The sequence below is a fragment of the Chryseobacterium sp. Marseille-Q3244 genome, from assembly GCF_940807095.1.
Lineage (GTDB): Bacteria > Bacteroidota > Bacteroidia > Flavobacteriales > Weeksellaceae > Chryseobacterium.
On sequence record NZ_CALNWX010000001.1, the window covers coordinates 155,852 to 180,961 of the forward strand.

Here is a 25,110-nt window from a genome sequence, read left to right on the forward strand (position 1 = left end):
GATATTAGTTTAAATAGATTATGATAAAAAACGACCTATATTTAAAAGCACTTCGCGGAGAAACCGTTGAAAGACCTCCTGTCTGGATGATGAGGCAGGCTGGAAGATATCTGCCGGAATTCATTGCTTTAAGAGACCAATATGATTTCTTTACAAGATGTCAGACCCCTGAGCTTGCTGCTGAGATCACTTTACAGCCTATCCGCAGATTTCCTTTAGACGCAGCGATCCTGTTTTCTGATATTTTGGTAGTTCCACAGGCTATGGGAATTGATTTCAAAATGAAAGAATCTGTTGGTCCTTGGTTAGATACTCCTATCAGAACTATGGAACAGGTTCAGAATATTGAAACTCCGGATGTGAATGATACGTTAGGATACGTTTTTGATGCTATCGAATTAACGCTTCAGAAATTAGATAATGAAATTCCATTGATCGGTTTTGCCGGCTCTCCATGGACAATTCTTTGCTATTGTGTGGAAGGAAAAGGAAGTAAAGCTTTTGATATTGCAAAATCTTTCTGTTTCCAACAACCTGAAGCCGCTCATTTATTGCTTCAGAAGATCACCGATACTACTATTGCTTATCTAAAGAGAAAAGTTGAAAAAGGAGTTTCTGCTGTACAGATTTTTGATTCTTGGGGGGGAATGCTTTCTCCAACTGATTATCAGGAATTCTCTTGGCAATATATCAACCAAATCGTTGAGGCATTAAGTCCTCTTACCCATGTAGTCGTATTCGGAAAAGGATGTTGGTTTGCATTGGAAGATATGACCATGTCTAAAGCTTCTGCTCTTGGTGTTGACTGGACAATTAAACCGGAATTTGCAAGAACTCTGACAAACCACACCATGACCTTACAAGGAAATTTTGATCCTGCAAGATTACACTCTACACCTGAAACCATCAAGAAAATGGTAACTGAAATGATTAACCGTTTCGGAAAGGACAGATATATCGCTAATCTAGGACACGGTATTCTGCCAAACGTTCCTGTAGAAAATGCTGAAGCATTCATCAGAGCGGTTGTTGACTGGAAACCTAATCTATAAGAATTAAAAAACCTTCACTCTAAAGGTTTAAGATAACAAAAGAAGCCCTATCATTACTGACAGGGCTTTTTTATATGTTTAATAGAATTCATTATTAACTCAGCATTCGTTGTGCTTTTTTCACTCCTTCTACCAAAAGATCAATCTCTTCAAAAGTATTATAAACAGCAAAACTAGCTCTTACTGTTCCGGCAATATTAAAGAATTCCATAATAGGCTGCGTACAGTGATGTCCTGTTCTTACAGCAATACCCATTTTGTCAAGGATCATCCCTACATCGGAAGAAATCCCTACTCCTTCCAGATTAAAGGAAACAACTCCTACCCTCTTCGCTTTTTCACCATATACTTTCAACCCTTCAATTTCTAAAAGATGTCTTTGAGCATATTCCAACAAAGCATTTTCATGGTTCTGAATATTCTCACGCCCCACTCTATTCATAAAATCAACCGCTGCACCTAAAGCAATATTCCCTCCAACATTTGGTGTTCCTGCTTCATATTTAAATGGAAGCCCTGCATAGGTTGTCCCATCAAAAGAACATGTTGCAATCATTTCTCCTCCTCCATGGAATGGGGGTAAAGCTTCCAATATCTCTCGTTTACCATATAAAACTCCCGTTCCCATCGGAGCATACATTTTATGCCCTGAGAAAACAAAGAAATCACAATCCATCTTCTGAACATCAATATTGAAGTGAGGAGCAGACTGCGCCCCATCAATAACAACATAAGCATCTGTATTCTTTCTTGTTTTTGCAATAATTTCTTCAATAGGATTTACAATTCCCAATGCATTAGAAACCTGATTAACAGAAACCACTTTCGTTTTTTCACTTAAAAACTTATCAAAATAATCTAACTGAAGAATTCCATTTTCGTCAATAGGAATCACTCGAAGTTTTGCGCCGGTTCTTTCACAAAGCAATTGCCATGGAACAATATTGGAGTGATGCTCCAGGTAGGAAATGATAATCTCATCGTCTTTTTTAAGTTTTTGAGTTAAAATATAAGAGATAAGGTTCAATCCTTCTGTTGTTCCTTTGGTGAAAATAACTTCAAAATCATGTTCTGCATTAATGAACTTTTGGATCTTTCTTCTTGAAAGTTCCATTTCTTCTGTTGCAAGTTGACTTAATGTATGAATTCCTCTGTGAACATTCGCATTAAGTTCTGTATAATATGCGTGACAGACTTCTAAAACCGAATTTGGCTTTTGAGATGTAGCAGCATTATCCAGATAAACCAACGGCTTACCATTCACTTCTCTGTCCAATATAGAAAACTGGCTTCTTATTTCCTGAATGTCAAACATTTATTTATTTTTTAAATTAAAAGCGTTCTTATTTAGAACACTTCAAATTTACGGCTTTTTTTCCGAAAGGAAGTATGGGATGAAGAGGTGATACTTGTCAGTTGATAGAAATATTCAATGGGAGATCGCTAAGAAAACCGATAAGAGAAAGACGAAAGGATAAAATTGAAATTTTTTGCTCTTGTTCCCAATAAAAAACCCGTCAAAAAATGACGGGTCTTATATGGTTTAAATAAGCAATTCTTATTCTGCAGATTTTTCTTCTGTTGTTGGAACATCAGGAGATTGAGTAGCAACTTCTGCTGCTTCTTCTTCATCCTCATCATCCATTGCTGCTGCACCACCTTTCATTGCATTTCTAGACATCTTAACAGCAACTACTACTGCATTGTCTGGGTGCATGAAAGAATATCCTTCAGTTTTGATACCACCGATGTAAAGTTTGTTACCGATTTTTAATGGAGTAACATCTACAACGATTTCGTCAGGTAAGTTAGCAGGAATAGCTTTTACTTTTAGCTTTCTGAAAGACTGACGTAAAACACCACCAGCTACAACACCTTTTGAACGTCCTGTAATTCTTACCGGAACTTCCATAACAACTGGCTTATCGTCAGATAATTGATAGAAGTCAATGTGAAGAATTTTGTCAGTAATTGGGTGGAACTGAATATCTTGAAGAACTGCTGGAATTGTTTTTCCGTCAACTTCAATAGATACCGTGTGTGCTTCAGGAGTGTATACTAAACCTTTGAAAGCTCTCTCTTCAGCAGAGAAGTTTAAAGGTGTCTCACCTCCATAAACAACACAAGGAACTAATTCAGCATCACGTAAAGCTTTTGTAGACTTTTTGCCCACGCTTTCTCTTTTTGTACCTTGAATTGTAATAGATTTCATTTATAAAAAATTTAAAAAATTGTTCTTATTTAATCCGCAAACTATTTAAAATCAATTAAATAACAAACTTGCTACTGATTGATTTGTGCTCATGAACCATCGTCATAACGTCTGCAAATAATGGGGCGCAAGATAGCACTTTTATTTTAGATGACAAATTATTTTTAACAGGAATTGAGTCAGTTACAATAACTTCCAAAAGTTTTGAGTTCTCAATATTCTCATAAGCCTTTCCTGAAAGCACTCCATGCGTAGCCATAGCTCTTACCGTTTTTGCTCCTTTCTCAATCAGAATATCTGCTGCTTTGCAAAGGGTCCCTGCAGTATCAATCATGTCATCAATAAGAATTACATTCTTACCGGTAACATCTCCAATTAGGAACATTTCTTCTACAACGTTTGCTTTCTTTCTTTCCTTGTAAGCAATTACTACTTCTGCCCCTAAGTGACCTGCATAGTTTTTTGCTCTTTTTGCACCTCCCATATCAGGAGAAGCGATGGTAAGGTTATCAAGATTTAAAGATTTAATGTAATCAACAAAGATGGACGAAGCATAAAGGTGATCTACCGGGATTTCGAAAAATCCTTGAATCTGATCTGCATGAAGGTCCATTGTCATTATTCTTGTTGCTCCCGCTGCTGTAAGAAGGTTCGCAACTAACTTAGCACCGATCGGCGCTCTTGGCTTGTCTTTTCTGTCCTGTCTGGCAAGTCCGAAGTAAGGAATTACAACGGTAATGCTCTTTGCAGAAGCTCTTTTTGCTGCATCAATCATTAGAAGAAGTTCTAAAAGATTGTCTGCAGGCGGGAATGTAGATCCGATTAGGAAAACCCTTCCTCCTCTTACAGATTCATCCAAAACAGGTTCAAATTCCCCATCACTGAACTCCTGAAAGTTGATTTTTCCTAATTCTTTCCCATAACTCTGGGCAATTTTCTCTGCCAAGTCCCTGCTGGTTCTTGTACAAAATAGATAACTTAACTGATCGGCCATTTTTACTTTTTAAAAGATTTTGCAAATTTAAAAAAAAACCACAAGATTTACTCCTGTGGTTTTTAAGTTTTTATTTAATCAATAATTATGGTAGTGTAACTCCTGAGTAATTATTAGGGTTTACAAGAGGTAACGATGAGTTATAAGTTGCGTTAATTGCCATAATAAATTCATTGGCAATAACACCATATCCTCTACCCGTTAAATGCACTCCATCCAATGAGAATGCACCTCCGGATACAAATTTAGCCGTATATTTTACTCCATCCCAGGAAATACCAGAATCTGCAGCTAATTGCTTAAGTTTAGCATTTGCATCTACAAAAGCATATCCTTTTGCGGTGGCAGCTGCTTTAATGGTTACGTTATAAGCATCAATAGCATCATTGATTTCCTTAATTTCAGATGGAATCAGAACATACTTGTCTGCAAATGGATACGCTACTCCTCTAGCTCCAAGAGTTGGCGGAACTCCCGTAGGAAGCGTCTCAAGTGTACCAATAGCGGCTTTTGTTGTCAAAGGAATAAGATCCCCGGATTTCGCCTGTCTTGCTTGCCCATAAGTAACACCGAAATAACCAGCAAGTGCCATTAAAGTTGGATTTCCGGACGCTGTAGCAGCAGCAGTGATCTGCGCTCCTAAGTTTGCAATACTTTCATCCTTAATCAATAATGGATTGGATGCTGTTTTAGAAAGAGGTTTAATTCTGTCTCCAGCTCCTAATGCGGTTAAGATCTGGTTTAAAGGACCATATACATTTTTATTTAGGTCATCAATTGTGGCCTCCCCCACAGCAACATTACCTTTTCCTAAAACTGCAGAAGTCAAAGGATTTGTTGGAATTGTTGTCAAAGAAGGAATAGAGGTTACACTTGGAATATTCGCAATAACACCTTTAGCTTTTGTTGCTTCAATTTTAGAAATCAACAAATCATAATATTGCTTAAACTGAGCAGGAGGCGTCAATGTTTCAACAGAACTATCTGCACCTGCTAATGCGTATAATAAAGCATCATTATTTCCTATCCACAAGGAGAAGAATGTAGGATTTTGGCTAACAAAGTCATCAATTACCGCTACATTAGGAGAAGAAGCAAATCTCACAAAGTAAGGGTTTGCCGTTTTTGTCACTAACCCAGCAACATCACCATATTTCGGCGCTAATAAATGAGCCACCTTTGCTCCCGGAACTCCCATATTATTAAAAGGACCTTTCACAAAATTGGTTACTAGATTGGCTGCCTTATTATCATTAACCGGACCAATATCAGGAGCTCCATCAACAAAACCTTTTATATAAAGCTTTGTATCCTGAATCTGAAGTGTAGCAGTTCCTCCTAGAGGGAGAAGCAATCCTCCGTTATTATCTCCCATTAAAGGCTGTTTAAACTCTCCACCGCCAACAAGTTTCATTTGCTGAGCAATCATTGACGGATAAGATTCGTTCTGGCCATCTATATAAAGAGCCCCATCTCTGTATCCAGAAGTCAGAGAGTTCCCTAAAGCAACATATTTTGAGAAATCAGCACTTCCCTTTGATACCTGTATGTCTTTTACATCAGTATCAAAATCAGTTTTACAGCTTGTTACAGTAAAAAGAAGTGCAGAAACTGCTATTGTTGATATTATAATTTTTTTCATAGTCTTTTAAATTAAAAAGGATTATAAGATAAACCTAGACCAAAATAGAACGCTTTTGCTTTCGCTTGTCCGTAGAATCCAAGATTAGCATTATTTACATTTCTATATTGAGGCATTGCATATCCTCCTGCAATATCAACCCCAAACTGCTTTAGTTTAAATCCTACTCCACCTGTAATTACATAAGTATTAAATGAAGGGGTTTCTGGTATAAAGTTCTCATTCGTATAAGGAGATTCATCATAATAAGCTCCTAAACGTCCGTAAATTATATTAGAGAATGCATACTGAGTTCCCAATCTAAATGTCTTGGAGTTTCTAAAGTTCTTAGGACTCACAAGAACAGTAGGATCTGCCTGATTTCCGATCGGTGCATTATCAAAATCCAATACAAGTTTGCTGTATCTCTCCCATCCATGATAGTTGAAGTCTGCAGAAACCTGCCATTTAGGTGTCACCTTATAGGTTAAACCAATGGTATATTCTTCAACTAATGGAAGCGTTGCTGTAAAACCATCTTGTCCTGCAGCATTCAGTTTCAATAATGAATAAGGAGTCTGAGACGGGAACTTAAATGTAGCAGTTCCGTTACTAGCTTTCATATCAATCGCTGAACGGTAAGCAATACTTACATCCAATTTCGGATCAGGTCTGAAATAGAAACCGAACCCATATCCGTGTCCGCTTGCTTTATCGTCATTGATATTGACCTGTCCATTAAATTGTGTCACAGCTTTATCCCAATCTACTTTTCCTCTTGCATAGATATAGCTCGCTCCGAAAGCCAACCAAGGAGCTAACTTTACAGAAACCATTGGTTGGAAATAATAACTCTTTAGTTCTAATTTCTGCACCATTTCCTTTCCTTCCCAATTATCTGGCCACTTAACCGTACTTCCGAAAGGGGTCGAGAAACTAAACCCTACAGATAAATTTTCTATTGGTTTATAAGTAATCGCTGCATAGATCGGGGTCCCTAGAGGGTTATCCGTTTCCGTACTCTGCAAAGTATTTAAGTTTTGAAAAGTAACTTTATTACTTGCACCAAACCCTCCCGCTACCACGCTCAGCTTGGAAGGAATAAATGACATACCTGCCGGGTTGAAGAATGTCACACTTGCATCTTCAGCATGAGCACTAGTATGCGCCATTGCCAATTGCTTTACCCCCTGCAAAGAAACTCTGAAGCCTCCTGCGTAAGATAAAACGCCCGCCAATAAAGCAGTTGATACTAATATTTTTTTCATAGACTATTATTATATAACCCAAATATAAAATTATTTTGAATACACCTGTTAATATTTCCCAACATTTTAAATATTATACAAAAAGAAAATTATGTTTAAAATAACATTCTAGACATAATAAAGCACAAAACCATAGTTAGCAATTGATTATAAAAATATATTACAGACACTATGATACCTGTTTAATATTAAACAATTGTTTAACACAAGACAGTTTTGACTTTATTATAAACTACGATTAAGGTAAATCTGAAAAAATGTTAAAATTTTCCGTTGGATTATTTTTCAACGATTCTTAATTTTAGAATGATTCAAAAAGAAGCTCACAAAACCTGGTAAACTCACCTTCTTTACAATTCTCAAATTATCTCCTTATCAAAATATGGAAATGTTTTACCCGGAATTCAGGTTATTTGAGTATTTTAGAATTGCATAAAGATAAAAATACATAAATTTGCAAGATTATAAATAATAGAAATATGAGTTGTGGATGCAAAACATCCGGCGATTCTGCACATTCTTGTGGTCCTAAAAAAACCGCAAATGGCTGTGAAAATGTAAATACCTGCGGGAATAGTTATAAATTAAGTGTTTTTGACTGGCTTTCTAACATCAACAATCCGGCACCAAACAGGTGTGATTTTGTAGAAGTTAGATTTAAAAATGACAGAAAATCGTTTTATAAGAATGTAAATAATATCCCTTTACATATAGGTAGCGTAATTACAGTAGAATCTAGTCCGGGACACGATGTAGGCGTAGTAAGCCTTACGGGAGAATTAGTAAAGATTCAGATGAAAAAGAAAAAGTTTTCTGAAGAATCAGCACTTAAAATATACAGACAGGCCAACCAAAAGGATCTTGAGGTATGGCAGGAAGCAAGAAAAAAAGAAGACGGAGTAAAACTTGAAGCAAGAAAAATTGCTCAAAGATTAGGTCTTGAAATGAAGGTAACTGATGTAGAATATCAGGGTGATTCATCAAAGATAACTTTTTATTATACAGCTGATAACCGTATAGACTTTAGACAGCTGATTAAAGATTATGCAGGAGCTTTCAGAACCAAGATTGATATGAAACAAATCGGGTTCAGACAGGAAGCTGCAAAAGTAGGAGGAATTGGATCTTGTGGACGTGAGCTTTGCTGTTCCACATGGTTAACAGACTTCAGATCTGTAAACACTAACGTAGCAAGATATCAGCAATTAAGTATTAACCCTCAGAAACTTGCAGGACAGTGCGGTAAGCTTAAATGCTGCCTTAACTATGAGCTTGACAGCTATTTGGATGCATTAAGCAATTTCCCATCTTCTTCTACTACACTGGAAACAGAAAAAGGAAAGGCATTTTGTATCAAAATAGATGTTTTCAAAAAGAAAATGTGGTTTGCTTATGTAGACCATTCTATTGCATGGTATGATTTTGATATTGATCTCGTTAAAAAACTGATTTCAAAGAACAAGAGAGGAGAGAGAATACTCCCTTTAGAAGATCTGAAACAGCCTGAGACACCATCTCAAAGCATTGACCTGATTCAGGAAAACAATGTAGACCGCTTCGAGAAGAAGAACAGAAACAACAGAAACAGAAACAATCAGAATAAGCAAAGCAACAATCAAAATCAAGGACAAGGGCAAGTTCAGGGACAAAAGAAAAACAGACCAGAAAGACAGGAAAGACCTAACAGGCCTGAGAAATCTGAAAATCCTAATACAAATTCCGGAAACCAGCCAAGGCAACAAAAACCACAACAGCAACAGCAACAGCAACAAAAAACACCTGTGGAAAAGGAAAATGTAAAAGCTACAGCCAATCCTGATGTGGATAAAGTGCAACAAAGCAACCCAAACAAGAAAAAATTTAAAAAAAAATATCCTCCAAAAAAAGATAAAAATGCGTAAAATTTTAGGATTATTCACCTTTATCCTTTTCTTTAGCTGTAACTCTTCTTCGGGAGAAGATGTTATTATGAATTCCGTTGACAATAAATGGAATAAGAAAAGTGAGCAAAAATTTAATCTTGAAATTTCAGATCCGCAAAATCCTAAAAATATTATATTTGTCGTAAGAAATAACAATAATTATCCTTACAGTAATATCAGGTTTATTGTGAATTTCACCAACCTTCAGAACAAGAAAAAGGAAACCGATACCCTGAATTATGTTTTGGCAAAACCAAATGGCGAATGGCTTGGTACAGGCTTTGGTGACACAAAGGAAACATTGTTTCAGTATAAATTAAATTACAAATTCCCAGCGAAAGGAAAATATGAAATCGGCCTGACCCAGGCAATGAGAAATGACAACCTTCCTGGAATTGAGGATATTGGCATAAAAATAGAAACGGCTAAACCGTAACCATAAATGGAAGTAAACAATAAAAATGCAGGAAATAAGGGGAAAACATTTCCTCTCCCTCCCAAAAAAAAGAATACCTCTTGGAAGAAATGGGTCTCATTTATTTGGATTGGACTCATTGCGGTAGTTTTAGGGATTTCAGGACTTTTCTTTGCGGTTTCCCAAGGGTTCCTTGGAGAGATGCCGGATGTAAAAGAACTTGAAAACCCGGATATCTTCGTCGCTTCTGAAATCATATCTTCAGATGGGGTCACACTAGGTAAATTTGAGAAAGAAAAAACTCAGCCTATTGTGTACAAGGATCTTCCACCTTACCTTATCTATGCCCTTCAGGCAAAAGAAGATGAACGTTTTAAGGAACATTCAGGAATCGACTTATACTCTATCGCCAGAGCCGTTGCTTATGGTGGAGGACGTGGTGGTGGTTCTACCATTACCCAACAGTTAGCAAAACTTCTTTTCACAGGAACTGCATCTCAGAATAAATTTGAAAGAGCATTCCAGAAACTGAAAGAATGGGTAGTGGCTGTAAGTCTTGAAAAAAGATATACTAAAGAAGAAATTATCACTCTTTACTTCAATAAGTTTGATTTCTTATTCAATGCAAACGGTGTTGAAATGGCATCCAGAGTTTATTTCAACAAAAAGACCTCTGAGCTTACGCTTCCGGAAGCTGCAACTTTTGTGGCCATGCTTGAAAACCCAAGAAAAAACAATCCTTACAGATATCCTGAGAAAGCAAAAGAGAGAAGAAATGTTGTATTGGATCAGATGCAAAAAACGGGATATATTGACGCTGCTACTTATGAAAAAGCAATCAATACTCCTGTAGAAGTAGATTTCCATCCCATTAAGAGTATTACTGACGGATATTCTGCTTATTACAAATTCTATCTGAGAAAAGAGATTGATAAATATCTTGAGTCTCACGAAAAGGAAACCGGTAAAAAGCTTAATCTATACAAAGACGGTTTAAAAATCTATGTTACCCTTGATTCTAAAATGCAGAAGTATGCAGAGGAAGCGATTAAGGAACATTTAACTGATCTTCAGAAAAGATTTGATGCTGAGCAGAGAGGAAGAAAGAACAGACCTTTCTATTATCTTACTGATAAACAAATCAACGATGTGATGCTTCAGGCTATGAAGAGAACCGGCCGGTACAAGTTGTTAAAAGCTGACGGCATGCCAGATGACTCCATTATGATGGAATTCAAAAAACCAATCAAAACTTCAAGATTCACATGGAATGGAGAAGAAGAGGTTGAAATGTCACCTTGGGACTCTATCAGATACCACAAACAAATTGCACAGGCTGGACTTATGTCTATGGTTCCGGGAACGGGAGAAATCAAAGCCTGGGTAGGAGGTATTGACTGGCAGCACTTCCAATATGACCATATTAAGCAAGGTAAGAGACAGGTAGGATCTACCTTCAAGCCTTTCGTATATGCAACTGCAATTATGAAACTGGGAATGACTCCTTGTTCAACTGTTTCTAACGGAACTTACGATCACAATGGATGGCACGTTCCGGGAAGAGGAGGAATGCTTACTTTAAAAGATGGTTTAGCACACTCTCAAAACCCGATTGCCGCAAGACTTATTGAAATGACGGGTGTAGACGCTGTTATCCAGACTGCAAGAGACCTGGGGGTAACAGAAGATATTCCAAGAAATAATACCATCGCATTAGGTTCATCAGATATTACCATCTATGAGATGTTAGGGGCCTACAGTACTTTCGCCAACTATGGAAATCACAATAAACCGGAAATGATCTGGAGAATTGAAGATGCCAACGGTAGGGTTATTAAAGAAGTAAATGTAGAACCTAAGGAAGTAATGAATCCAATGTACGCCTATACCATGATTGAATTGATGAAAGGTGTTGCACAATATGGTACCGCATCAGGAGAATTAGGAAGAAGAGGAATCTCAAAAGGTGTTGAAATTGCTGCTAAAACAGGTACTACACAAAATAACTCCGACGGTTGGTTCATGGGGATCACTCCAAAACTGGCAACCGGAGCCTGGGTAGGATGGGAAGACAGAGCCACCCACTTCTTCGGAACCGGTGAGGGACAGGGTGCGAGAATGGCATTACCAATATGGGCCATCTTCATGAAAAAGGTATGGGCAGACAAAACATTAGGAGTGAGTCCTGATGACAAGTTTATCAAACCTTCAGATTGGAAAGACGGCTGTTCAAATCTTAAAGGATTAGGTGGCGGATATGGAGATGACGGAAGTCTTCAGACTATTGACGAAATCAAGAACCCAAGACCGGTAGACCCAACGCCTAAGAAAACGACAGAAAAGAAAGAGGAAAACATCAACGAAAACCTTCACTCGAATGATGAGGTAGATTTTAATAAATAATTTCTCTTTTAGAAATACATAAGACCTTTCAATAATTTGGAAGGTCTTTTCTTTTATAATTAATACCTTTGAAGGATGAATATCGAACGCATCAGCCAACCTTTTCTCAAGAAATTTCCTGGAGATTTTTCCAACAACCCTATGCAGAGAAATACTCCTAAGGTTTTATTCTCAACCATCCAACCTGCGGGCTTTGACAAACCACAGTTAATAGCCTTTAATGAAACTTTATCTGAAGAAATAGGATTAGGCACGTTCGAAGAGAAGGACCTTGATTTCTTAGTGGGAAATCATCTACCTGATAATGTTCAGACCTATGCCACAGCCTATGCGGGGCATCAGTTTGGCAACTGGGCTGGGCAGCTTGGAGATGGAAGAGCCATCCTTGCAGGAGAAATTACCAACAGCTCAGGAAAAAGAACAGAAATTCAATGGAAAGGTGCTGGAGCAACCCCTTATTCCAGACACGCTGATGGAAGAGCTGTGCTCAGATCTTCCGTAAGAGAATATTTGATGAGTGAGGCGATGTATCATTTAGGCGTTCCTACAACCAGAGCTTTAAGCTTGGCTTTCACCGGCGAAGATGTCGTTCGTGATATCATGTATAATGGAAATCCACAATTGGAAAAAGGTGCGGTAGTCATCAGAACCGCTGAAAGTTTCCTTCGGTTTGGTCACTTTGAACTGATGTCTGCCCAGCAGGAATATAAAACCTTACAGGAGTTATTAGACTTCACTATTGAAAATTATTATCCTGAAATCACATCATCAGACACTCAAAAATATAAAGACTTCTTTGAAAGCATTTGCACCCGTACCGCAAATCTTATGGTTGAATGGTTCAGGGTCGGCTTTGTACATGGAGTAATGAATACTGATAATATGTCAATTTTAGGGCTCACTATCGATTATGGGCCTTATTCCATGATGGATGAATATGATCTAAATTTCACTCCCAATACTACAGATCTTCCGGGAAGAAGATATGCTTTTGGAAAACAGGGGCAGATCTCTCAATGGAACCTTTGGCAACTAGCCAATGCACTTCACCCGTTAATCAAGGATGAAAAATTTTTAGAAAATACATTAAACAGCTATGGTACTTATTTCTGGGAAGCTCATGATAAAATGCTTTGCCAAAAATTCGGATTTGATGAACTGAAAAAAGATGACGAAGAATTTTTTACCAACTGGCAGGGATTAATGCAGGAACTGGAGTTCGATTATACTTTATTTTTTAATCAATTGGAAAAGTTAGCCACTGGTATTGACTTAAAAGAACACTTCAGTAGTATATCCTACTCTTTTTTAACGGATGAAAAGCTTGGGAAACTTAAGAATTTTATTGAAAAATATGAATCCCGATTGAATTCAAACTCCATTTCAAGAGAAGAGTCTTTACAAATGATGGCAAAATCAAATCCAAAATTCATCCTCAGAAATTATTTACTTTACGAATGTATTGAGGAGATCAACAATGGACGAACAGAAATGCTAAATAAGCTTACTGAAGCATTAGAAAATCCCTATAAAGAAATATTTCCGGAATTTTCCAATAAAAGGCCATCAGGATATGACGACACTGCCGGATGTTCTACACTTTCGTGCAGTTCTTAACAAATATACCACAAAAAGACACCAAATATTAAATTATTGACACCATATTAAATATTTTCACTAATTTTAGAGAAATCTTTTAATATGAAAAAAATTATACTTTCTTTAGCAGTAATATCATGCTTTTACAGTAATGCACAGACGATACTTTCACAAAATTTTGATGGTACAACATTTCCTCCAACTGGTTGGACGAAATCAAATACCAATTCTCAAAGAGAGTGGAACTCTACCAGTGTTGTTTTTGCCGGTATCACTCCTATTTCTACTGAATTAAGAAATAGATTTACCATTAACGGAAGCAATTCTGCAACCATTGACTGGGTGGACGGAGCAAATGACGCTAGCTTGATAAGCCCGTCTTTTAGTTTAGTTGGCGTAACGAATCCAGTACTCAGCTTCAAAGTAAAATTAGGCTGGTCATATATGATAAGCTTAAATGAGGGCAACCTTCTTGCACAAATTTCAACTAACGGAGGAACAACCTGGACAACAATATGGAATGAAGACAACGAACCAGGCTTCATTGATGATGGAGATGGAGACGTAGATACCGATCTATACAATACAGTGACTGTACAAAGAGATTTAGCAGCTTATGTAGGGCAGGCAAATGTCAAAATAAGATTCCAATATGTAGCAGATAATGCTGATGCCGTTTCAATAGATGATGTACAAATTGTAGCGAATGGATCTCTTGGTACATCCGAAGCTTTAAAATCAAAAACAAATACATCTATCTACCCTAACCCTACAAAAGGAGAAGTCAATATTAAAACTGACAAAAAAATAAAAGCAACTTCTGTGGTTGACATGTCAGGAAAAACCCTTAGTAGAGCAGAATCAGGAAATACAGATATTTCAAGTCTTCCAAAAGGAATCTATCTGATGAAGGTAGAATTTACTGATGGAACTTCTACTACGGAAAAAATTATCAAACAATAACCATAACGTTATACAATCTTCATAAAACCACCAATTCTGGTGGTTTTTTATTTTACTTTTGCAAAAAAAAAGACACGTGTCATTTATCAAAACAAAATTTGTCAACTTTTTAAGGTTGGTTTTTCCATCTTCTTATACAGAACTAAGTGTATTCTTGTTCTTCATCACCTGCTACGGAATTCTTGGTTCTTATATTGCGATACACTACAGAATCATTTTCGACAGCAGAATTCCTTGGGATGCCTATTTCAGCTTTGACAACAAATCTATCCTAATGACAGGAGGCAGTTTTGAAAGACATCCCCTATCCTATTATTTTTTCAATTGGATAAGAGAATTTTGCCTATTCATATCAGGTGGAAAAATGGACATGACCTTCAGACTTACCTTGGCATGGCTCAGTAATATCATCATTACCTTAAATGTTGTTCAAATTTTCAAATACCTCAAGAACATTATCAGGCTTCCGTTACCTTACAGTCTTTTGATTACGTTATTTTTTGGAATCTTTTCTACCAACATTATTCTTTCTTTCACCCCTGAAAACTTTACATACACTCTCTTTTTACTTTCATTGTACAACCATTATGCAGCGATAAAACTTAAAAAGGAAGAAAAAATACCCGCAGCAGCCCTTTCACTAGCAAGCATTACCATTGGTGGACTCACCATTACAAACATTGTAAAAGTTTTCATTCCGGTATTCTTTGAAAAAGACCTTTTTAAAAGCTGGAAAAGATTAGGAGGTGCTATTTTAAGAGGAACAATCGCCATTCTCATATATGTACTGCTTTATCTTTATAGGATAGATTTCAAATACCAGAATATTTTTTCAAAAACAAATCAGCAATACGAGAAGTTTTCCAATGTAGAATCTATGCCGACTTGGGATATGATACTCTCCTTCTTTTTCGGAGGCAATATTTTGCTTCCCAGCTTCATCCTTTCGGATAAACACAATATGAAAGGTTTTAACTTTAAAGGCCTTTATATGGATCTTTACTCATCAGTATTTTCCTATATTTTTATCATTATATTATTGATACTGATAAGTTGGAGTTATCTAAAGAATTTTAAAAACAAATGGGTACAGGTCATCATGATCTCTTTCTTCTTTGATATTTTCATTCATTGCATAATGAGATTTGGTCTTCATACCTCATACATCTACGGTGGGCACTTTGTTTTTGTGTATCCACTGCTTATTGGCTGGCTATTTTACGCCTATAAATCCTCCGCAAAAACCATTGCTTTTTTAACGCTGGTCACCAGTTTATTAATCACCTATTTATTCCTTAATAACCTATTCAGAATGTCAGAATTCTTTTGGTTTTTAGAAACCTATTATCAATAAAAAAAGCCGAGAATATTCTCGGCTTTTATATTTTGAAATTTTGAACATTATTTTGCTTCTGAACAGAAAATTCTGTACTGTACAGCAACTGCTGATTTAAAATACTCTCTCACTCTTGAAAGATCACCTGCAGCACTTTGCTTACTGAAATAACTTCCGGCCAAGATTTTATAATTTGGCCTTAAAGAAGCATCTGTTTCCACTTTAAGGTTAGGAAATCTTTTTCTGAAATAAGACTTCACCTCATTAGCTTCCTCATTGCTTTTAACCGTTGTGATCTGAATTTTATATCCTAAAATTCTAGGATTTTTTCTACAAATTTCTGCATTAGTCAATTCCCTATTCGGCACATAAATCTTATTAGGTTTTGTATTTGTTCCTGAAGAAATACCATAGTCGTTATTACTATAATCTTTAGTGGGATTATTGACAGCAACCTTTGAACATTTATCTTCAACTCCTTCCAAAGCAGCATTTATTTTGGAATCCATAGTGATGACAAGCTCTGTTCCTGAAAGCGTATCTTTTTTAACAACCTGCTGGGCTTCAATACTATAAAAACCAAACAATGATAATATCGAAAATATTTTGATCAAATTTCTCATTTAAACTTGTTTCCGCAAATTTATACAAATTAAAAAACTATACCAAACGAGTTATTTAGAATCAATACAAATTAAACGTAAATGATATTTTCCCCTTTATATATGCCGTTAAATTTCTGTTAAAAATATTATTTTTGCCGAATTGATATGTTTCAATAATTTACTAACATAAGATAATTTAAATGATTAGTTGGAGAAAGCATTATAAAAAAACGTTGATCGCAATAGGCTTATTGCTATCAACCAGTGCTTCATTTTACGGGCAAGACGGCGATCCTAAAAACGGAGAGAAACTTTTCAAAGCGAATTGTACTGCATGTCACGCGCTGGACAAGCAAGTAATAGGACCACCATTAAAGGGGGTTGTAGAACGTGTAAAGACAGAAGGTGGTGTAGACAGAGATTGGCTTCACAAGTGGATTAAAGACAACAAAGCTCTTAGAGCTTCTGGGGATAAATACGCCAATGAAATTTTTGAAAAGTATAATAAAACTGAAATGTTACAGTTTCCTAACCTTACGGAGAAGGATATTGATGACATTTTAGCTTTCACTACTAATCCTCCGGCTCCGGAAGAGAAAAAAACGGAAGCCACTCCTGCACCTGGCGCTGATGCGGCAGCTCCTGCAGACAAAAGCACAACAAACATTGTCATCATTTCACTTTTAGCCATTGCTGGTCTATTAGTTTGGATCTTGGTTAAGCTAAGACAATTAGTAAAACTAGGCCAATCTGAGGAATTAACAGGGCTTAACGAAACGAGAGTTCGTTCGTTTAAGGAAATGTATGAGAAGTTCCACTATGTAGGAAAAGGTATAATAGCTATTCTTGCTATTCTTGCTGCTTACGGAGTTTGGAACTGGTTAATGTGGATCGGGGTTTACAAAGGATATAAGCCTGAGCAGCCTATCTACTTCTCTCACAAAATCCACGCTGGAGAACAGAAAATTGACTGTCAATTATGTCACTCTAGTGCTAAATACGGAAAAGTATCTGAAATTCCTTCTATGAACGTTTGTATGAACTGTCACAGAACAATTTCTGAATACAACGCAGATCACTACATGGAGCCAGGAAAAGACAAGGCATTCTATGACGGAGAAATCCAGAAGATCTACGCTGCAACAGGTTGGGATCCTGCTAAACAACAGTACACAGGAAAAACACAGCCGGTTGAATGGACAAGAATCCACAACATGCCAGATTTCGTTTACTTCAACCACTCTCAGCACGTAGTAGCGGGTGAACAAGCGATCATCAATTCTTTCAACAAAAAGAATCCTAACAACAAAATTGATGTTGTATGTAAGGCTTGTCACGGTAAAATTGATACGATGAATGTTGTTCAAATGGCTAACGACTTTACTATGGGATGGTGTATTGAATGTCACAGAACGACTGAGGTTGATATGAACAACGGTTATAATAAAGAGTACTTCAAAAATCTACACGACAAGTTGAAAAAACAATATCCACAAGATGGAGGTAAGATCACTGTAGATGCAATTGGAGGTCTTGAGTGTGGTAAATGTCATTATTAATAACTAAAAAATTAGAAGTATAAATGGCTTCAAACAAAATACAATTCAGAAGTATTCATGAACTTAAAGATCCAGCTTTAAATAATAAGCTGGCTCAGAAAGAGTTTCAGGAAGAAATTCCGGTAGAAGATTTCCTTGGAGATGCTGAGACAAACGGATCAAGTACTTCAAGAAGAGATTTCCTTAAATTACTAGGATTCTCTACAGCAGCAGTAACTTTAGCTGCCTGCGAAGCTCCGGTAATCAAAACAATCCCTTACGTGGTAAAACCACACGATATTATTCCAGGGGTTCCTAATTATTATGCATCAACATATTTTGACGGTTTCGATTTCGCTAGTGTTTTAGTAAAAACCCGTGAAGGTAGACCTATCAAAATTGATCCAAACCCAGCTGCTGGTGATTTAGGTAAAACTAACGCAAGAGCTCAGGCAAGTGTACTTTCTCTTTATGATAATGATAAAGTAAAGCAGCCTAAATTAGACGGTAAGGATGAAACTTTCGATAAAGTAGACAGCTTTGTTCTTAAAGGTTTAGAGGAAGCTAAAGCTTCAGGTAAAAAGATTGTGCTTTTATCACACTCTTTTGCTTCACCTACTTTCAAAAAGTTATTTGGTGAATTTAAAGCAAAATATCCTACAGCAGAATTAGTAACTTACGATGCTTTCCCATACTCTGCAGCATTAGATGCAGCACAGGAAGTATTCGGACAGAGAGCATTACCTGTTTATGACCTTAAAGGTTCTGAATTGGTAGTTTCTTTCCACGCTGATTTCTTAGGAGATTACAACGCTTCAAGCTTAGAAACATCTTACGCTGCGGCTAGAAAACCAGGTCCAAACATGTTGAGACACATTCAGGTGGAATCAAACATGTCATTAACCGGAGCTAACTCTGATTCAAGATATAGATTAAAACCAAGTGCTGTAAACAAAACTTTAGTTGAAGTTTATAATGCAATTGTAGGTGGTGGTACTTCTGATAAGACCGCTACAGAAATTGCTAACGAATTGAAAGCAAAAGGCAGCAAAGCTGTTGTTTTAGCTGATGGTTCTAAAGGAGCACAGGTTTTAGCACACTTAATCAACCAAAAATTAGGTTCAGTAGCTTTCACTGGTAAAGCAAACTTCCTAAAAGAATTTGATAAAGCAAGATACCAGGAATTTTTAGGATGGGTAAATGCAGGTCAGGTTGGAGTATTAATTACAAACAACGTAGACCCTATCTACTCTCATCCAAAAGGAGAAGATTTCAAAAAATCTTTATCTAAAGTTTCTTATGTAGTTGCTGTAGCTGATAAGAAAAATGAAATGTACAAAGCAGCAAAAGCTGTAATTCCAGTTGCAAACTGGTTAGAGTCTTGGGGAGATATTGAGCCTCAGACTGGAGTATATTCATTGATGCAGCCTACTATCCAAAAAATCTACAAATCAAGACAGATTGAAGAGTCTCTATTGGTTTGGAAGAATGGTAAAAACAATGCGGCAAACAATTACTACGATTATTTAAAAGCTAGCTCAGCTTCTATCCTAGGGGGTACTTCTTTCAACAAAGCATTGTATAATGGTATCAGTACTTCTAATAATTCAACAACATTAGCTTACACAGGTGGAAACGCTGCTCAAGCTGTTGCTGAACTAGGAAACTTCAAAGCTTCTGAATTAGAATTGGTATTATATACTAAGACTTCAATGGGAGATGGTACTCAGGCAAACAACCCTTGGTTACAAGAATTGCCAGATCCATTGACAAGAATGTCTTGGGATAACTACTTGACAATTTCTCCTAAAGATGCAGAGAAATTTGCAATTGACAACGATCTTAACGCGAGAATGCAGCTGGATGGTTCTATTGTAAACCTTACTGTAAATGGAGTAACAATAAAAGATGTTCCTGTATTTATTCAACCTGGTCAGGCAGAAGGATCTGTAGGTCTTGCCCTTGGTTATGGTAAAAAGAATTCAGGAGCAACTGCAGATACAGGGGTAAATGCTTATCCTTTATTTGACGGTTCTAACCTTGCTCTTTCAGGGGTTAAAATTGAAAAGACAGGAGAAGACCACGAATTTGCAGGTATCCAGCTTCAAAATACATTGATGGGTCGTTATGAAATCGCGAAGGAAGTTCCTTTAGCTGAATTCATTAATGTTCCTTTCGATGATGAGCACAAAGGATGGAACAAGCCTTTGGAATACCACACGATCAGTGGAGCTCTTCCAGCAAGAAAAATTGACCTTTGGGATGCATTTGATGATACTGACGGTCCTCACTTCAACTTATCTATCGACTTGAACTCTTGTACAGGTTGTGGAGCTTGTGTAATTGCTTGTCAGGCTGAAAACAACGTTCCTGTAGTAGGTAAAGAAGAAGTAAGAATGTCTAGAGATATGTATTGGTTAAGAATTGACCGTTACTATTCTTCAAGACAGAAAGTAGAAGTATACGAAGGATTAAAAGAAGGAATGGCTGTACCTGAATTGTATGGTACTGCATTCGGAGACGGAGGGGCATTAAACCACCCAGCTGATAATCCAGATGTAATCTTCCAACCAGTAATGTGTCAGCACTGTAACCACGCTCCATGTGAAACAGTATGTCCGGTAGCGGCTACTTCACACGGTAAGCAAGGTCAAAACCACATGGCTTACAACAGATGTATCGGTACAAGATATTGTGCAAACAACTGTCCTTATAAAGTAAGACGTTTTAACTGGTTTACTTATAACCTAAACGATAAGTTCGATTTCAACATGAACAACGATTTAGGAAGAATGGTACTTAACCCAGATGTAGTTGTAAGAACTAGAGGGGTAATGGAGAAATGTTCATTGTGTATCCAAGAAACTCAAGCTACTATTTTAGCAGCGAAGAGAGAGAACAGAAAAGTAACAGATGCTGAGTTCAAAAACTCTTGTGCTTGTGCTGCTGCTTGTTCTACAGGATCAATGACTTTCGGAGACATGAATGATAAAGAATCTGAAGTTAGAGATTTATATTCTAGCAACAGAAGATATTATTTACTAGAGGAGATCGGAACAAAACCAAACGTGTTCTATCACACTAAAGTAAGAAACAGAGTAGAAAAATAAAGTTTAAATAATAAATAGGTAAAAAATGTCAGGACATTACGAAGCTCCGATAAGGGAACCTCTAATTATTGGTCACAAAACTTATCACGATATCACAGAGGATATTGCACGACCTATCGAAGAAAGAGCAGGTAAATTATGGTGGATCTCATTATATGCAGCCTTAGTTCTATTCATCTATGGATTCGGATGTATCGCTTATACTATCGGAACAGGTATTGGCTCATGGGGGCTTAACAGAACTATTAACTGGGGTTGGGATATTACCAACTTCGTATGGTGGGTAGGTATCGGTCACGCCGGAACCCTAATCTCAGCAGTATTATTATTATTTAGACAGAGATGGAGAATGTCTGTAAACAGATCTGCAGAGGCGATGACGATCTTTGCGGTTGTACAGGCAGCAATCTTCCCTGTAATTCACATGGGTAGAGTTTGGGTTGGATACTGGGTATTCCCATTACCAAACCAATTCGGTTCTCTTTGGGGGAACTTCAACTCTCCTCTACTTTGGGACGTATTTGCAATCTCTACGTATTTCTCAGTATCAACTGTATTCTGGTTCATGGGACTAATCCCTGACTTTGCAATGATCAGAGATAGAGCAAAAACTCCTTGGACTAAGAAGATTTATACATTCCTTGCATTCGGTTGGGGTGGTAAAGCAAAACACTGGCAAAGATTCGAAGAACTTTCTTTGGTTCTTGCAGGTTTGGCAACCCCACTTGTATTCTCAGTACACACAACCGTATCTTTTGACTTCGCGACTTCAGTAATTAAAGGATGGCACTCAACTATCTACCCTCCTTACTTCGTTGCTGGTGCGATCTTCTCAGGATTTGCAATGGTACAAACTCTATTGTTAATCGCTAGAAAAGTTTGTCACTTAGAAGAATATATTACGATGTATCATATCGAAATTATGAACATTGTAATCGTTTTAACAGGTGGTATGGTAACGGTAGCTTATGCTACTGAATATTTCATCGGATGGTATTCAGGATCAAGATTTGAAGACTTTACATACCTTTCACCGGGTGCAGCAGTAGGACCTTACTGGTGGGCATTCTGGTCATTGATTATCTGTAACCTTGTTGTTCCTGCATCGTTCTGGTTCAAGAAAGCAAGAACAAACATTATCTGGACATTCATTGTTGCATTAATCATCAACATCGGTATGTGGTTTGAGCGTTTTGATATCATCGTTATCAACCTTTCTAGAGACTACTTACCAGGATCTTGGACTATGTTTAAGCCAACGATCATTGATGTGGGTGTATACTTAGGAACAATCGGATTCTTCTCTGTATTATTCTTACTATACGCAAGAACATTCCCTGTAATTGCACAGGCTGAATTAAAATCGATTCTGAAAATTTCAGGTGAAACTTATAAAGCAAAAGAAGGAGATGAGCACCACTAAAATTGTATACGGACTTTATGCTGACGACGACGATTTAATGAACGGCGTTAAAGCATTCAACGATAAAGGAATCGCAATAAACGAAGTTTATACTCCGTTTCCGGTTCACGGACTAGACAAAGCTTTAGGTTTAAAGAAAACCAGAATTTCTGATGCTGCTTTCCTATATGCTCTTTATGGTGTTACTATCGGTGCTACGGTTACCTGGTATGTAATGAACCATGACTGGCCTCAGAATATTGGTGGTAAACCAGCTTTTGACTGGGCACACAATATGCCGGCATTCGTAGTTCCAATGTTTGAATTAATGGTATTCTGTGCTGCTCACATGATGTCTTTAACTTTCTTAGTTAGAAACAAAATGTATCCGGGAGCTCCAGCTCAGAATCCGGATCCAAGAACTACTGATGATAAATTCATGATGGAATTCGTAACTGAAGATGTAGAATCTGTAAAGCAGTTGCTAATTGAAACTGGAGTTGAAGAAATAACTGTTAAAGACGCTTAAAATGAAAAAGAATGTATTAAGAATTACAGCAGTTTTAGGTTTAACAACAGTTTTGCTTAACTCTTGCGGACCAAAGGAGAACACTCCGTTGGTATACTTCCCGGACATGTATTTTCCGGTAGCTTATGATCCATTGATGAAAGCTCAGGATGCATATTCAGATCATGAAAATGAAATCCCTGCTTTTGTTAAAAATAATGGTGCAACAGGTCTTTCTCCAGTAGAAGGATCAGTAGCACAAAATAAAGATGGTATTTTTGAAGAAGGTTTAAAGCCAAAGAATGTTGACGAGTACAACGCAGGTTATGATGCTTCTAAAAAATTAACAGCTTCTCCTCTAAACCCAGCTAATGCTGCTAAGGATATTGAAAGAGGAAAAGTATTGTTTGACCACACTTGTGCCGCATGTCACGGAACAGGAGGTGATGGACAAGGACCAATTGTACAAACAGGTGCATTCTCTGGAGTACCAAACTATGCTGACAGAGAAATTACTGTAGGGTCTGTTCATTATGTATTAACAAACGGTAGAAACGCGATGGGATCTTACGCTGGACAGCTAAACCCTGGTGATAGATGGAGAGTGGCAATGTATGTGATGAGTGCTTTCAAAAAAGGCGCAGCAGCACCGGCAGCCGTAGCACCAGCAACTGAAACGACTACTGAAACTAAAAAATAAGAAAAGAAATGTATAGTTTTTCACCAAAATTAAAATCAACTTCTATAATACTTCTTGTTGTAGGTTTAGTTCTTTTCGGTATTGGTTTCTTTTTGAACAAAGGAATTTCTACTGAGAAAATAGAACACATGATGGAGGCTGTTCATGCTTCTGGTCATACTGCTCCTACACACTCAAGTGAAATGGTAGGACCTCAGGATCACAATGCTCATTTAGAGCATGCAACAATGCAGGTTCATAATTCGCCTTTAGCATCCATACATTTCGTAGCTGTATTCTTCTTCGGAGTAAGTTGTGCAGTATTATTTTTCTACTGTATTCAGCATGCAGCACATGCAGGATGGCCAATTATCATTACAAGAGTAATGGAGGCTATTGCTTCTTATATTCCTTACGGAGGTGCTATTCTAGTAATAATTATGCTATTGAATATTTTCCACCAAGGTCACTTATTCCACTGGATGGATCCGGATTTAACAAATCCAGAATCTGCACATTTCGATGTGATTTTATTTGAAAAGAAAAGATTCTTAAATATTCCTTTCTATGCTATCAGAACTCTTATTTATGTGATAGGTGCTTCATTCTTTGCATGGAAACTGAAAGCTCAATCTAAGAAAGTAGATGACACGAACTCAAAAGTAGAGTATCAAATGCTTTACAGATGGGCGGTAGGATATATTGCATTCTTCGGATTTGCTTCTGCAGCTTGGGCTTGGGACTGGTTGATGTCTATTGACCCTCACTGGTATTCTACAATGTATATCTGGTATTCAATGGTTAGCTGCCTTTCAAGTGGTATTGCTGTTATCATTTTATTAAGTGTTTATCTTAAGAAAAATGGTTTCTTACCACAGTTCAATGACAACCACTTACACGATTTAGGAGTATTCCTTTTCGCTACAAGTATGCTTTGGACATATACATGGTTCGCACAGTTCATGCTTTACTGGTATGCAAACGTACCGGAAGAGGTTAACTACTTCTTCGGAAGATTCCAACACTATGGAACAACGTTCCTTCCAATGCTAATCGTTAACTTCTTATTACCTTTATTGGTATTAGTAAGTAGCAGCATCAAGAGAAACTATAAAGTAGTAACAACAATGGCTGTTGTAGTTATTTTAGGTCACCTTTTAGATTATTTCAATATGGTAATGCCAGGAACGGTAGGACCTTACTGGAACACTCCTGAGGTATTCCTATTAATAGCAGGAGCGGTTTTATTTGTTGCAGGACTATTTATGTTTACTGTATTAACAGCTTTATCAAAATTAAAGTTGATTCCTACAGGAAACCCATACTTACATGAATCTGAAATTTATGAGTATCCTTTCTAAGGACTTGTAACACAATAAACTCTAAAAGACTGATTGTTTAAGCAATCAGTCTTTTTTTATGTTCAAAATATGCCGGTTATTTTTCTCCAACAATTTCAAATGAAAACTCCAGAAAAAACAAA

At 37.1% G+C, this 25,110-nt stretch carries 19 protein-coding genes; 13 read left to right on the top strand and 6 right to left on the bottom strand.

What is annotated here, in order from left to right:
- The first annotated feature begins 20 nt into the window (after positions 1 to 20).
- Positions 21 to 1,052 (top strand): uroporphyrinogen decarboxylase, encoded by a 1,032-nt coding sequence (hemE, locus tag NBX25_RS00670; protein ID WP_103288900.1) that lies wholly within the window; start codon positions 21 to 23, stop codon positions 1,050 to 1,052.
- Between the two features lie 94 nt (positions 1,053 to 1,146).
- Here the strand turns inward: hemE and NBX25_RS00675 are convergent, their stop codons facing one another.
- The 5 genes from NBX25_RS00675 to NBX25_RS00695 form a co-directional block, all read right to left on the bottom strand.
- Positions 1,147 to 2,367: a cysteine desulfurase gene (locus tag NBX25_RS00675; RefSeq protein ID WP_250252325.1), complete on the bottom strand. Its 1,221-nt coding sequence runs from the start codon at positions 2,365 to 2,367 to the stop codon at positions 1,147 to 1,149.
- A 243-nt stretch (positions 2,368 to 2,610) separates the two neighbouring features.
- Positions 2,611 to 3,264: a 50S ribosomal protein L25/general stress protein Ctc gene (locus NBX25_RS00680; RefSeq protein WP_123909386.1), complete on the bottom strand. Its 654-nt coding sequence runs from the start codon at positions 3,262 to 3,264 to the stop codon at positions 2,611 to 2,613.
- A gap of 55 nt (positions 3,265 to 3,319) precedes the next feature.
- Positions 3,320 to 4,258 (bottom strand): ribose-phosphate pyrophosphokinase, encoded by a 939-nt coding sequence (locus NBX25_RS00685; protein WP_123909387.1) that lies wholly within the window; start codon positions 4,256 to 4,258, stop codon positions 3,320 to 3,322.
- Between the two features lie 85 nt (positions 4,259 to 4,343).
- Complete coding sequence (locus NBX25_RS00690; protein WP_250252327.1) at positions 4,344 to 5,900, bottom strand: SGNH/GDSL hydrolase family protein; 1,557 nt, start codon at positions 5,898 to 5,900, stop codon at positions 4,344 to 4,346.
- Between the two features lie 11 nt (positions 5,901 to 5,911).
- Positions 5,912 to 7,147: an OmpP1/FadL family transporter gene (locus NBX25_RS00695; RefSeq protein ID WP_123909389.1), complete on the bottom strand. Its 1,236-nt coding sequence runs from the start codon at positions 7,145 to 7,147 to the stop codon at positions 5,912 to 5,914.
- Between the two features lie 479 nt (positions 7,148 to 7,626).
- On the opposite strand from NBX25_RS00695, the gene NBX25_RS00700 reads away from it, so the two are divergent.
- From NBX25_RS00700 to NBX25_RS00725, 6 genes are all read left to right on the top strand, one after another.
- On the top strand, positions 7,627 to 9,048 hold the full coding sequence (locus tag NBX25_RS00700) for a PSP1 domain-containing protein (protein ID WP_250252329.1): 1,422 nt from the start codon (positions 7,627 to 7,629) through the stop codon (positions 9,046 to 9,048).
- Entirely contained in the window at positions 9,041 to 9,505 is a 465-nt protein-coding gene (locus tag NBX25_RS00705) for a gliding motility lipoprotein GldH (RefSeq protein ID WP_123909391.1), read from the top strand. The genes NBX25_RS00700 and NBX25_RS00705 overlap by 8 nt, the downstream gene beginning before the upstream one ends.
- Before the next feature lie 6 nt (positions 9,506 to 9,511).
- Positions 9,512 to 11,887 (top strand): transglycosylase domain-containing protein, encoded by a 2,376-nt coding sequence (locus tag NBX25_RS00710; RefSeq protein ID WP_123909392.1) that lies wholly within the window; start codon positions 9,512 to 9,514, stop codon positions 11,885 to 11,887.
- Positions 11,888 to 11,962: 75 nt separating this feature from the next.
- Positions 11,963 to 13,504, top strand: coding sequence for a protein adenylyltransferase SelO (locus tag NBX25_RS00715; RefSeq protein ID WP_250252331.1), 1,542 nt, complete (start codon positions 11,963 to 11,965; stop codon positions 13,502 to 13,504).
- Between the two features lie 84 nt (positions 13,505 to 13,588).
- Complete coding sequence (locus tag NBX25_RS00720; protein WP_250252334.1) at positions 13,589 to 14,449, top strand: T9SS type A sorting domain-containing protein; 861 nt, start codon at positions 13,589 to 13,591, stop codon at positions 14,447 to 14,449.
- A gap of 76 nt (positions 14,450 to 14,525) precedes the next feature.
- Positions 14,526 to 15,803, top strand: a complete 1,278-nt coding sequence (locus NBX25_RS00725) for a DUF6080 domain-containing protein (RefSeq protein ID WP_250252335.1) — start codon at positions 14,526 to 14,528, stop codon at positions 15,801 to 15,803.
- A gap of 47 nt (positions 15,804 to 15,850) precedes the next feature.
- On the opposite strand, the gene NBX25_RS00730 is transcribed toward NBX25_RS00725, so the two are convergent.
- The gene (locus tag NBX25_RS00730) at positions 15,851 to 16,408 is read right to left on the bottom strand and encodes an SPOR domain-containing protein (protein WP_250252337.1); all 558 of its coding nucleotides are present in this window, start codon (positions 16,406 to 16,408) and stop codon (positions 15,851 to 15,853) included.
- A 182-nt stretch (positions 16,409 to 16,590) separates the two neighbouring features.
- On the opposite strand from NBX25_RS00730, the gene NBX25_RS00735 reads away from it, so the two are divergent.
- From NBX25_RS00735 to NBX25_RS00760, 6 genes are read left to right on the top strand one after another with little or no spacing between them, the layout of a single operon-like run.
- Positions 16,591 to 17,949 (top strand): c-type cytochrome, encoded by a 1,359-nt coding sequence (locus tag NBX25_RS00735; protein ID WP_123858567.1) that lies wholly within the window; start codon positions 16,591 to 16,593, stop codon positions 17,947 to 17,949.
- 23 nt (positions 17,950 to 17,972) lie between these two features.
- Positions 17,973 to 21,038 (top strand): TAT-variant-translocated molybdopterin oxidoreductase, encoded by a 3,066-nt coding sequence (locus tag NBX25_RS00740; protein ID WP_123858566.1) that lies wholly within the window; start codon positions 17,973 to 17,975, stop codon positions 21,036 to 21,038.
- A 25-nt stretch (positions 21,039 to 21,063) separates the two neighbouring features.
- The gene (nrfD, locus tag NBX25_RS00745; protein WP_089735129.1) at positions 21,064 to 22,461 is read left to right on the top strand and encodes an NrfD/PsrC family molybdoenzyme membrane anchor subunit; all 1,398 of its coding nucleotides are present in this window, start codon (positions 21,064 to 21,066) and stop codon (positions 22,459 to 22,461) included.
- Complete coding sequence (locus tag NBX25_RS00750; protein WP_047376185.1) at positions 22,448 to 22,969, top strand: DUF3341 domain-containing protein; 522 nt, start codon at positions 22,448 to 22,450, stop codon at positions 22,967 to 22,969. Before nrfD ends, NBX25_RS00750 begins: the two co-directional genes overlap by 14 nt.
- Position 22,970: 1 nt before the next feature.
- Positions 22,971 to 23,648: a c-type cytochrome gene (locus NBX25_RS00755; RefSeq protein WP_250252340.1), complete on the top strand. Its 678-nt coding sequence runs from the start codon at positions 22,971 to 22,973 to the stop codon at positions 23,646 to 23,648.
- Between the two features lie 8 nt (positions 23,649 to 23,656).
- Positions 23,657 to 24,988, top strand: a complete 1,332-nt coding sequence (locus NBX25_RS00760; protein ID WP_250252342.1) for a quinol:cytochrome C oxidoreductase — start codon at positions 23,657 to 23,659, stop codon at positions 24,986 to 24,988.
- The last annotated feature ends 122 nt before the right edge of the window (positions 24,989 to 25,110 follow it).